Source organism: Streptomyces sp. AcH 505 (genome assembly GCF_000818175.1).
GTDB lineage: Bacteria > Actinomycetota > Actinomycetes > Streptomycetales > Streptomycetaceae > Streptomyces.
The window spans coordinates 981,864-993,338 of the sequence record NZ_JTIY01000001.1 but is presented as its reverse complement, the minus strand read 5'-3'; the positions used below and the strand labels follow the sequence as shown (position 1 = coordinate 993,338).

The 11,475-nt window shown below is 69.8% G+C and carries 11 protein-coding genes; 8 read left to right on the top strand and 3 right to left on the bottom strand.

The features are described from left to right. The 3 genes from HY68_RS04530 to HY68_RS04520 form a co-directional block, all read left to right on the top strand. Window positions 1–805, top strand: an 805-nt coding sequence (locus HY68_RS04530; RefSeq protein ID WP_198533210.1) for an AIM24 family protein, incomplete at its 5' end; no start/stop codon positions are given. A gap of 13 nt (window positions 806–818) precedes the next feature. Continuing rightward, window positions 819–1,499, top strand: a complete 681-nt coding sequence (locus HY68_RS04525; protein WP_041984675.1) for an AIM24 family protein — start codon at window positions 819–821, stop codon at window positions 1,497–1,499. A 16-nt stretch (window positions 1,500–1,515) separates the two neighbouring features. Beyond that, a complete protein-coding gene (locus HY68_RS04520) occupies window positions 1,516–2,271 on the top strand; it encodes an AIM24 family protein (protein ID WP_041984673.1) in 756 nt (251 codons plus the stop codon). Window positions 2,272–2,354: 83 nt separating this feature from the next. On the opposite strand, the gene HY68_RS04515 is transcribed toward HY68_RS04520, so the two are convergent. Beyond that, window positions 2,355–2,900, bottom strand: a complete 546-nt coding sequence (locus HY68_RS04515) for an NUDIX hydrolase (RefSeq protein WP_041984671.1) — start codon at window positions 2,898–2,900, stop codon at window positions 2,355–2,357. After that, window positions 2,897–4,381 carry a zinc-dependent metalloprotease gene (locus tag HY68_RS04510; RefSeq protein ID WP_041984670.1) on the bottom strand — a complete coding sequence of 495 codons (1,485 nt, stop codon included), beginning with the start codon at window positions 4,379–4,381 and terminating at the stop codon, window positions 2,897–2,899. The genes HY68_RS04515 and HY68_RS04510 overlap by 4 nt, the downstream gene beginning before the upstream one ends. Before the next feature lie 227 nt (window positions 4,382–4,608). On the opposite strand from HY68_RS04510, the gene HY68_RS04505 reads away from it, so the two are divergent. From HY68_RS04505 to HY68_RS04495, 4 genes are all read left to right on the top strand, one after another. Next, window positions 4,609–5,721, top strand: coding sequence for an SDR family oxidoreductase (locus HY68_RS04505; RefSeq protein WP_041984667.1), 1,113 nt, complete (start codon window positions 4,609–4,611; stop codon window positions 5,719–5,721). Between the two features lie 58 nt (window positions 5,722–5,779). After that, on the top strand, window positions 5,780–6,238 hold the full coding sequence (locus HY68_RS04500; RefSeq protein WP_041984665.1) for a molybdenum cofactor biosynthesis protein MoaE: 459 nt from the start codon (window positions 5,780–5,782) through the stop codon (window positions 6,236–6,238). 141 nt (window positions 6,239–6,379) lie between these two features. Continuing rightward, the gene (locus tag HY68_RS43460; RefSeq protein WP_198533209.1) at window positions 6,380–6,550 is read left to right on the top strand and encodes a hypothetical protein; all 171 of its coding nucleotides are present in this window, start codon (window positions 6,380–6,382) and stop codon (window positions 6,548–6,550) included. A 64-nt stretch (window positions 6,551–6,614) separates the two neighbouring features. Beyond that, window positions 6,615–7,709 (top strand): PDZ domain-containing protein, encoded by a 1,095-nt coding sequence (locus tag HY68_RS04495; RefSeq protein ID WP_041984662.1) that lies wholly within the window; start codon window positions 6,615–6,617, stop codon window positions 7,707–7,709. Window positions 7,710–7,758: 49 nt separating this feature from the next. Here the strand turns inward: HY68_RS04495 and HY68_RS04490 are convergent, their stop codons facing one another. Beyond that, the gene (locus HY68_RS04490) at window positions 7,759–8,319 is read right to left on the bottom strand and encodes a PPA1309 family protein (protein WP_041984660.1); all 561 of its coding nucleotides are present in this window, start codon (window positions 8,317–8,319) and stop codon (window positions 7,759–7,761) included. Window positions 8,320–8,481: 162 nt separating this feature from the next. Here HY68_RS04490 and HY68_RS04485 point away from each other — a divergent pair, with 162 nt between their 5' ends. Further along, a complete protein-coding gene (locus HY68_RS04485; protein ID WP_198533387.1) occupies window positions 8,482–11,388 on the top strand; it encodes a UPF0182 family protein in 2,907 nt (968 codons plus the stop codon). Window positions 11,389–11,475: the final 87 nt, after the last annotated feature.

The window sequence follows — 11,475 nt, the reverse complement described above, 5'->3', positions numbered from 1 at the left end:
CCAGCAGCCGCCCCAGCAGCCGCAGTTCGGCCAGGTCCCCGGCCAGGCACCGGCGCCCTTCGGCCAGCCCGCGCCGTCCCCGTTCGGCCAGCCGCCCGGTGGCGCCCCGCAGGGCGTCGTCCCGCAGGGCGCGCCGCCCGGTGGCGCCGGTCTCCAGGCGGCCCTCCAGCCGTACAAGGAACTGCCCACGGGCCAGCGCTGGACGTCGCAGAACGGCCATCTGATGCGGGTCGACCTGTCGATGGGCGGCTCGCCCGTCCTGGCCCGCCAGGGCAGCATGGTCATGTATCAGGGCAAGGTCGACTTCGGCTACAAGGGCGCCGGCTTCGCCGGACGGATCGTCGGCAACGCCACGGGCCAGGAGATGCAGCTGATGCGCTGCACCGGCCGAGGCCAGGTCTTCCTCGCCGAGGAGAGCGCGCATCTGCACCCCGTGGAGCTCCAGGGGGACGGGATCTGCGTCTCCGCGGAGAACGTGCTCGCTTTCGACGAGTCCCTCCAGTACGAGGTCCGTCGCATCGAGGGCCACGGCATCCCCGGCGGCGCCCTGTTCACCATGCTCTTCCAGGGCACCGGGACCGTCGTCGTCAAGACGCACGGCACACCCGTCGTGCTGCCGGTGACGCCCACCACCTTCGCCGACTGCAACGCGGTCGTCGCCTGGTCGGCGGCGTCCCAGGTGATCCTCTCCAGCCAGGTCAGGCTGCGCAGGAACGCCTATCCGGGACACAGCGGAGAGACCGTCAACCTGCAGTTCCGGGGAGCCCCCGGCAACTTCATCGTCGTCCAGCCGTACGAGGTCTGAGGGAGCCCGAAGAATGAACCAGCAACTCGCGGGCTTCGCGCCCACCCCGATCGCCGCCCGGATGGAGAACCACGGCAGCGCCATGCTCAAGGTCGCCATGGCCACCGGCCAGGACCTGTTCGCGCGCACCGGCTCGATGGTCGCGTACGAGGGCTTCATCCAGTACGAGCCCAACCCGCCGGCCGTGCGCCAGATCGCCTCCCAGTGGGTCACGGGCGAGGCCACGCCCATCATGAAGTGCTCGGGTGACGGGCTGCTCTACCTCGCCGACTACGGCGCGAACGTCGTCGTCATCAACCTCGACAACGACGCGATCTCGGTCAACGGCACCAACGTGCTGGCTTTCGACGCGCATCTCCAGTGGGGCGTCGAGCGGGTCAAGGGCCTGGCGAAGTTCGCAGGCCAGGGCCTGTGGAACGTGCAGATCTCCGGGACCGGCTGGGTCGCCCTGACCTCGCGCGGCACCCCGATGGTCGTCGACTGCGGCCGTGGCGAGGACGAGACGTACGTCGACCCGGACGCGCTCGTCGCCTGGTCCCCGAACCTCAAGGTCAAGGGCAAGCGCAGCCTCAAGGCGTCCGCGCTGATAGGGCGCGGCAGCGGCGAGGCCTTCCAGATGGCCTTCTCAGGACAGGGCATCGTCGTCGTCCAGCCGAGCGAGGACAGTACCGACCGCCTGCGGGTCCGGGGCTGAGGGGAGCCAGACAATCATGCAGAGCCCGCTTTTCGCACTCACCGAACAGCAGTCCCAGGACCGCTACACCATCCAGAACCCGCAGCTGCTGCGGGTCGCCCTCACCGGCCAGGACGACGTCCTGGCCCGCAAGGGCGCCATGGTCGCCTACCAGGGGCTGATGGACTTCGACGGCGAGTACCAGTCCAGCAGCCAGCGGCGCGCCCGCGCCCGCACCGGCGAAGGCCTCGACCTGATGCGCTGCTCCGGGCAGGGCACGGTCTATCTGGCCAACCTCGCCCAGTACATCCATGTCGTGGACGTCGACCAGGACGGCATCACGGTCGACAGCGCCTACGTCCTGGCGCTCGACTCCGCGCTGCACACCGAGGTCATCGCCGTCGACAGCCAGTACGGCGTCTCGGGCACCGGCAAGTACCAGCTGAACATCTCGGGCCGGGGCAAGGTCGCGCTGATGACCTCGGGCCAGCCGCTGATGATGCAGGTCACGCCGGACAAGTACATCAACGCCGACGCGGACGCCGTCGTCGCCTGGTCGACGTCCCTGCGGGTGCAGATGCAGTCGCAGACGCACTCGTCGGGCGTCTTCAGGCGGCGCGGCAACACCGGCGAGGGCTGGGAGCTGAGCTTCCTCGGCCAGGGTTTCGCGCTCGTCCAGCCCAGCGAGGTGATGCCGCCGCAGAACGCGGCGATCGGGCAGGGCCTGGCCGCGCAGTTCGGGGCCGGCCAGCACGGCTCACACGCGCAGAACCAGAACAACGCCTGGAGCTGAGCCGGGCAGCCGGGCACGGAGCAGCCGGGCTCGGAAGCGTGTGCACGGAAGGGGTCGGTCCGCCGGGCGGACCGGCCCCGTCCTCACGCCTCCAGTCCGGCCCGCTCCGTCAGCGCGGCGCGGGTACGCTCCAGCAGCCGCGCGACCGAGCCGTCGGCCACCTCGGCGGCGCGCGCGTAGTCGAACCAGCGCAGGTCCAGCGACTCCTCGCTGATCCGCTCCACCGCCTCCGGCGGGGCGAGCGCCGCGTACTGGACGTCGAAATGCCAGTGGCAGGGCGCCGGAATGCGATGCCGGTCCAGCTGGACAGGGCCGCCCGGCAGCAGCGTCAGACCCGGGATGCCGGACTCCTCCGTCGCCTCGCGCAGCGCGGCTGCTTCGAGGCTGGTGTCCTGCGGCTCGCAGTGGCCGCCCATCTGCAGCCACATGCCGAGCTTCTTGTGCAGCGTCAGCAGCACGCGCTGCCGGGACGGATCGATCACCAGCGCGCTCGCCGTGAGATGCCCGGCCTCGCAGCGCTTCCACATCGCGTCCGGGTGGTCCGCCAGGTGACTGAGATAGCCCAGGCGCAGCTCGTCCTGGTCCCCGTACCCGTTCAGTACGAGGACGGCGTCGTCATGCAGGCTCACTTGTCGGTGTCGCCCTCGCTGTCGCCCTTGTCCGACGCGTCGTCCGAGGCGCCGTCGGCCTTGTCGTCGCCGTCGTGCTTCCGCAGGTCGGGCTTGCCGTCCGCAGCGTCGCCGAGCATCTTGTCCAGCTCGGAGAAGTCCAGCTGCTCGTGGTGGACGAAGCCGTCCGGGTCGTCCAGGTCGGAGGCGGTCGGCAGATTGTCCGGGTGCTCCCACAGGGCGTCCCTGCCGTCGACCCCGCGCGCGTCCGTGAGCGAGGCCCACAGCCGCGAGGCGTCCCGCAGCCGGCGCGGCCGCAGCTTGAGGCCGATGAGCGTGGCGAACGTCTGCTCGGCCGGACCACCGGTGGCGCGGCGCCTGCGCAGCGTCTCGCGCAGCGCGTCAGCGGCCGTCAGACGCGACTTCGCGGCCTCGTGGACCACCGCGTCCACCCAGCCCTCGACCAGCGCCAGGGCCGTCTCCAGCCGGGCCAGCGCCGCCTTCTGCTCCGGCGTGTCCTCCGGCTGGAACATGCCCTGCTGCAGCGCTTCCTGCAGCTCCTCCGGGTTCTGCGGGTCGAACTGGCCGACGATGTCTTCCAGCTTGCTCGTGTCGACCTTGATCCCGCGGGCGTAGCCCTCGACCGTCCCGAAGATGTGCGAGCGCAGCCACGGCACATGCGTGAAGAGCCGCTGGTGGGCGGCCTCGCGCAGCGCCAGATACAGCCGCACCTCGTCCTTGGGGACCCCGAGGTCCTTGCCGAACGCCTCGATGTTGAGCGGGAGCAGCGCGGCCTTGCCCGCCGGGCCGAGCGGCAGGCCGATGTCGGTCGAACCGACCACCTCGCCCGCCAGCACGCCGATGGCCTGGCCGATCTGCTGGCCGAACATCGCGCCGCCCATGGAGCGCATCATGCCGATCAGCGGGCCCGCGACGCTCTGCATCTCCTCGGGCAGTACGTCGCCCATGGCCATCCCGACGCGCTCGGCGACCGGGTCGACGAGCTGCTGCCACGCGGGCAGCGTCGCCTCGACCCACTCGGCGCGGCTCCACGCCACGGCCGTGTTCGCGCCGGACGGCAGCGACGTCACGCCGTCGAGCCACAGGTCGGCCAGGCGCACCGCCTCACCGACCGCCGCACGGTCCGAAGGGCCGATGCTCGCGTCCTTCGTGCCGTCCGGGGTGCCCTGGGCGACCGTCTGGCGGGCGATCTGCTTGGCCATGTCCCAGTTGACCGGACCGCCCTCGAAGCTGAGCATCTGCCCCAGCTGCTGGAAGGCCGCCCCCAGGTCGTTGGGGTTCAGCGAACCGAACATCGCGGCGAACGGATTGTCTCCGCCGCCCGCGCCGCCCGGCAGCCCGAACCCGAAGTCCCCGAAGGGGTTGCCGGAACCGCCTTGACCACCGGAACCCTGACCACCTCCGGCCGGGTCCTTCTTCTTGCCGTCGCCGTCCTCCGGCTCCTCCGGCGGAAGGCCGAATCCGAATGGGGTGTCACTCACGGGTTTCCTCGGCTCGTAGGGCCGCCGGCTTACCGCCGGCGGCGACTGCCCGACTACACCACCCAGCCTAACGACCTGGTCGTCAGACCGGCCGTCCACAGCGGGCGACACCCGGGCGGCTTCCGGGCTCGGTGCCCCGCAGGCCGACGGCCTGCGGCAGGATGGACGTCACCTGGTACGCACGCGTCATTCACGTACGTACTGAAGACAACCGCTGGAGACGCCCGGTGAGTTCCCCAGATCCGCAGGTTCGCGCAGCGCGAAACCACTCAACCCCGAGCAGATCGCGCGGCCCCGTCGTCGCGGTCACCGGCGCCGCGACAGGCGTCGGTGACCTGCTTGTCCGCCGGCTCGTGGCGTCGGAGGAGATCAAGCAGGTCATCGCCATGGACGAGCGCAGGGGCGAGGTCCCCGAGGCGCAGTGGCACATCCTCGACGTCCGGGACCCGGCCATCGCGGAGAAGCTGCGCGGCGCGGACGTGGTGGTGCATCTGGCGCTCGACCTCGATCTGGAGACCGACGCCGCCGCCCGTACGGCCTACAACGTCCGCGGCACCCAGACCGTCCTGACGGCCGCCGCCGCGGCCGGGGTGCACCGGGTGGTGCTCTGCACCTCCGCCATGGTCTACGGGGCGCTGGCGGAGAACGACATCCCGCTCTCCGAGGACGCGGAACTGCGCGCCACGGCCGAGGCCACCGGCGTCGGCGACCTGCTGGAGATCGAACGGCTCGGCCGCCGCGCGCCACGCGCGCACCCCGGGCTGCACGTCACGGTCGTACGCCCCGCCGTCCTCGTCGGCGGTACGGACACGGCCCTGACCCGTTACTTCGAGTCGCCCCGGCTGCTCGTGGTCACCGGATCCCGCCCGACCTGGCAGTTCTGCCATGTCGACGACCTGGTCAGCGCCCTGGAGTACGCGGCGCTCGGCAAGGTCGAGGGCGAGCTGGCCGTCGGCTGCGACGGCTGGCTGGAGCAGGAGGAGGTCGAGGAGCTGAGCGGCATCCGGCGGATGGAGCTGCCGTCGGCGGTCGCCCTGGGCGCCGCTGCCCGGCTGCACCGGATCGGGCTCACCCCCTCGCCCGCCGGGGACCTCGCGTACACCATGCACCCCTGGGTGGTCAGCGTCAGCAGGCTGCACGACGCGGGATGGCGGCCGAGCTGGACCAACGAGGAGGTGCTCGCCGCGCTCCTGGAGGAGGTCGAGGGCCGGCACACCGTCGCGGGCCGCAGGCTGGGCCGTAAGGACGCCACGGCGGCGGGTGCGGCGGGGGCGACGGTCGCGCTGCTCGGCACGGCGGCGCTGGTGCGGCGGGCCCGCAAGGCGCGCCGCCGCATCTAGCGCCGCCGCCTGTGGTCCCGCTTCGGAGCAGGACCGTCCGCCAGGCACAATGGGCCCTATGGGAAGCATGTACGACCACCCCGGAGAGCAGACGGCGCACGACCCGATCCGGCTGCTGGCCGTCCGCGACACACCGCTGAGCCTGGACGAGGTCTTCCGCGCCGTCGGGGACGAGGCGGCGGGCGGCACGGCGATCTTCGTGGGGACGGTACGCAACCACGACGGCGGGGCCGACGTCGACGCGCTCGGCTACTCAAGCCACCCCTCGGCGGAGGCGGAGATGCGCCGGGTCGCCGAGAAGGTCGTGGCCGACTTCCCGGTGCGCGCGCTGGCCGCTGTCCACCGTGTGGGTGATCTGGCGGTCGGGGATCTCGCGGTCGTCGTCGCGGTCTCCTGCCCGCACCGCGCCGAGGCCTTCAAGGCGTGCCGCAAGCTCATCGACGACCTCAAGCACGAGGTGCCGATCTGGAAGCACCAGACGTTCTCGGACGGCTCAGACGAGTGGGTCGGGGTTTAGCGACCGGGGGTGGGTGCGTAGCGCCTCGTATCCGTGTGGGCCGATTTGCGTAACCGTATCCCTGCCAGCAGCGTTGGTCCTGCAGATGGTTCATCTGCTGATCAGTCGGATGCAGGACACTCACGGGGTCGGGAGATCGAGATGGCCGCACTTGCCTGGTTGCTGATTCCGCTCGTCGCCGCGGTCGGCGCGGCGATATGGGGCGGCTGGGCCGCCAAGAACAGCACGATAGGTGACATAGCCGAGCTCAACGGCTACGCCAGGTTCCGGGACGCGATGGACCCGCCCGAATCAGGCCCCGACGCGCTCTGAGCCGGGTCGGACGGCCGGCAGGGCCGGACGCCGCTCTCACAGCGCATTACCGTACTGTCGTGCCATGCCACGCCGCACCGCGACGATGCTCGCCTCCACCCTCGTCCTCATCGCGCTTCTCTGCGCGGGCGTGCTCATCAATGTTCCGTACGCGGAGATGAGCCCCGGACCGACGGTGAACACACTCGGTGACGCCGGCGGCGAACCGGTTCTGCAGATCTCCGGGCACAAGACGTACAAGACGACCGGCAATCTGAACATGACCACCGTCAGGGTCACCGGCGCCGACTACAACATGAACATCGTCGAAGCGGTCTACGGCTGGCTGGCCCACGACGACGTGGTGGTGCCGCACGACACGCTCTACCCGGACGGCAAGACCGAGCAGCAGTCGACGCAGGAGAACGCCGAGGAGTTCAGCCAGTCCCAGGAGAGCGCCAAGGTCGCCGCCCTGACGACGCTGAAGATCCCGGTTCCCTCGCGGACCATCGTCTCGACCGTCCTGAAGAAGAGTCCCGCCGAGGGCAGGCTGCACGCGGGGGACGTCATCAAGGCCGTGGACGGTACGGCGGTGCGCGAGCCCGACGACGTCGCCAAGCTGGTCACCAAGCACAAGCCCGGCGAGCAGGTTGTCTTCACGATCATCCCGGTCAAGGCGGCCGACGCGGCGAAGAAGGCGGGCAAGGAACCGGCCGCCGAGCAGAAGGTCACCGTCACCACCCGGAAGTCCGACGACACGGGCAAGCCGCGCGCGGTCGTCGGCATCTCGGCCGGGACCGACCACACCTTCCCGTTCCCGATCGACATCAAGCTGGCCGACGTGGGCGGCCCGAGCGCCGGGCTGATGTTCTCCCTCGGCATCGTCGACAAGCTCACCCCGGGCTCGCTGACGGGCGGCAAGTTCATCGCGGGTACGGGCACGATCGACGACAAGGGCGCCGTCGGACCGATCGGCGGCATCGAGATGAAGCTGGTGGGCGCGCGCAACGCGGGTGCCCGGTTCTTCCTCACACCCACCGAGAACTGCGCGGCGGCGGCCGCCGACACCCCGTCGGGTCTCACGCTGGTCAAGGTGAAGAACATCTCCGACGCCAAGGCGTCGCTCGACAAGATCCGCAGCGGGGACACGGCCGGCCTGCCGAGCTGTTCGGCAAGTTGACCGGTCGCGCCCCGCGGGACCCGGCAAATCGGGTGGCACAAAAGGGGTGTTACGCCTCGAAGGTGGCGGAAAGCGCCTCGGCGAGCCCGGGGACGAGTCCTGACCCGGTGAGGACGTCGGTCGCGGAGTCCTTCTCGCGCAGCCGCAGCGCCGACTCCCGTGTGCCGTCACGCAGTACGGCCACGGTCATCCGCACCTCCTGACGGTCCGGATGCGCGGCGACCCAGTCGACGAGTCCTGCCTCGTCGAGTCCTTCCGGTACGGACGCCTCGGCGGACGGCGGCAGCATCAGCCGCTCGACCGTGAGCGCGCAGCCCGCCACGGCTGCGGGCCAGGCGATGGTGGCGAGGAACTCGTCCAGCGGGGTGCCGGCCGGGATCTCGTCCTGTTCGATGGGGGTCAGCGGGGCGGTCGCCCCGCCGTCGTCGAGGCCCAGTTGGGCGGCGAGTTCGGGTTCGTCGGTGCGCAGCCGCGCGGTGTCGACGAGGGCGAAGAGCCGGGCCGGCTGGTCCCAGCCGAGACCCGACGCGTACTCGTCGATTTCGAGCACCGCGCGGGTGAGGGGGCTCGCCGCCATGGGCGTGCCTGAGGAGGGGGAAACGTTGGACATGGCCGATATCCTGCCTCCTTCGGACCCGGGGGCGGGAACTAGGTAAAGCCTCAGTAAGTTGCATGTGTGGGCTCTACGATCGCGGGGCCCGCTCCACACCTGCCAGAAACGATGCTGGCGGACACGACCGCGAACTTAGAGGTGCGCACGTTGGCTTTCCAGATGCCGGACCGCGGCGGAGGCCCGACCGGGCCACGGATCAGGGTGGGCCGGCCGTCGAGACGCGTCCGGACCCTGCTCATGACGTTGGGTGTCCTGGCCGTACTGGCCATGGCGTTCGTCATGTTCGCCGGGTTCTGGACCGACTGGCTCTGGTACCGCTCCGTCGATTACTCGTCCGTCTTCACCACCACGATCTGGACCAAGATCGGTCTGTTCGCGGTCTTCGGGCTGCTCATGGCGGCGGCCGTGGGCGTGAACATCTGGCTCGCGCACCGGCTCCGGCCGCCGCTGAGCGCGATGTCGATGGAGCAGCAGAACCTCGACCGCTACCGGATGAGCATCGCCCCGTACAAGAAGTGGGTGCTCCTCGCGATCACCGCCCTGGTCGGGCTGATCGCCGGAGCCTCCGCCTCCGGTCAGTGGCGCACGTGGCTGATGTGGGTCAACGGCGTCTCCTTCGGACAGAAGGACCCGCAGTTCCACCTGGACGTGTCGTTCTACGCGTTCGACCTGCCCTGGTACCGCTTCCTGCTCGGCTTCGGCTTCGCCGCCATCATCCTGGGCCTGGTCGCCGCCGCGCTGACGCACTACCTGTACGGCGGGCTGCGCGTCACCAGCCCCGGCGCGCGTGCGACGGCCGCGGCCACCGGCCATCTGTCGGTGCTGCTGGGCCTCTTCGTCTCGCTGAAGGCCGTGGCGTACTGGCTCGACCGGTATGGCCTCGCGGTGAAGTCCAGCGACTTCAAGGCGGCGGGCAACTGGACGGGCCTGCGGTACGTCGACGCGAACGCGTACCTGCCGGCGAAGACGATCCTGTTCTGCATCGCCGTCATCTGCGCCCTGCTGTTCTTCGCCACGCTCTGGCGCCGCACCTGGCAGCTGCCGGTCATCGGCTTCGGCCTGATGGTGCTCTCGGCGATCCTGATCGGCGGCCTCTACCCGGCCATCGTGCAGAAGTTCCAGGTCCAGCCCAACGAGCAGGCCAAGGAAGCGCCGTACATCCAGAAGAACATCGACGCCACCCGCACCGCGTACGGCATCGACACCTCGGACGTGACGGACTACTCCGGCAAGGGCGACCCGGACAAGAAGGCCGAGCAGCGCAAGGCGGCGGACTCGGCGGCCAGCTACCGGCTGGTCGACCCGAACGTGGTCTCGCCGGCCTTCCAGCAGCTCCAGCAGGAGCGCAAGTACTACCAGTTCCCCGCCACGCTGGACGTCGACCGGTACAAGAACCCGCAGGGCCAGCAGCAGGACACGGTGGTGGGTCTGCGCGAGCTGAACATCACCGGTATCCCGAAGCGGAACTGGATCAACGACCACTTCACGTACACCCACGGCTTCGGCGTGATCGCGGCCAAGGGCACGGGCACGGTCACCGACGAGAACCAGGGCACCGTCGGCGCCCCGGACTTCACCGAGTCGGGGCTGCCGACCACCGGCCAGCTGGGCACCTACCAGCAGCGGGTCTACTACGGTGAGAAGACCGAGCAGTACTCGATCGTCGGCGGGCCCCAGAAGGAGCTCGACTACGAGAAGAACGGTGAGAAGACCACCAGCTACGCGGGCAAGAGCGGGGTCAACCTCTCCAACCCGGTGAACCGCGCGGCGTACGCGGTGGCCTTCAACGAGCCCCAGATGCTGTACTCGGGCGCCATCGGCAAGGGTTCGCGGATCCTGTACAACCGCACCCCCAAGGAGCGCGTCGAGGCGGTCGCGCCCTGGCTGACCATCGACGGGGACGCCTATCCCGCCGTGGTCGACCACCGGATCCAGTGGATCGTCGACGCGTACACGACGACGAACGGCTATCCGTACGCGTCCCGTACGACGCTCGGCGACACCACGACCGACTCGCTGACCAACAACCAGCGCGCGGTCGTCGCCCAGCAGAACCAGGTCAACTACATCCGCAACTCGGTGAAGGCGACCGTCGACGCGTACGACGGCACGGTCAAGCTGTACCAGTGGGACACCAAGGACCCGGTCCTCAAGACCTGGATGAAGGCGTTCCCCGGCACGGTCAAGCCGAAGTCCGACATCAAGCCGGACCTGCTGGCCCATCTCCGCTACCCGCAGGACATGTTCAAGGTGCAGCGCGAGCTGCTCACCCGCTACCACGTGACCGACTCGGCGCAGTTCTACAGCGGCAGTGACGCCTGGCAGGTGCCGGACGACCCGACGAACAACAACAGGAACGCGGTCCCGCCGTACTACCTGAGTCTGAAGATGCCGGGCCAGACGGACCAGCGGTTCTCGCTGACGACCACCTTCACGCCCAACGGACGTCCTAATCTCGGGGCGTTCATGGCGGTGGACGCGGACGCGACCAGTCCGGACTACGGCAAGATCAGAGTGCTCAGAGTGACCTCCACCGTCCAGGGGCCACAACAGGTGCAGAGCGAGCTGAACGGTGTCGACAAGGTCGCCGAGTTCGTCAGGAACCTGAGAGGCACCGACTCGGACATCGAGTACGGGAACCTGCTGACGATCCCGCTCGACAACGGCTTCCTCTACATCGAGCCGGTCTACGCACGGGGCGGCAGCGCCAACTACCCGCTGCTGAAGATGGTCGCGGCCTCGTACGGGGGTAAGCCGGTCTTCGAGACGAGCCTGACGGGGGCGCTCAACGCGGTGTTCGGGGCCGAGGGCGCCGAGCCACCGACGACGACGCCACCACCGCCCGGCGACACCACGAAGCCGCCGCCTGCGACCGGCAACAAGGAGCTGCAGAAGGCCATCACGGACGCCCAGAAGGCGTACGACGACGGTGAGGCGGCGCTGAAGAAGCAGGACTGGACGGCGTACGGCAAGGCCCAGCAGCAGCTGCAGGACGCCCTGCAACGGGCGGCCGACGCGCAGTCCGGTTCCTCGGCCGGCGGTGGCGGGAGCACCAACAAGAGCTGAACAGGGCTCACCCCGCGCCGTGGTACGGTTGGGACACAACGGCGCGGGGTGGAGCAGCTCGGTAGCTCGCTGGGCTCATAACCCAGA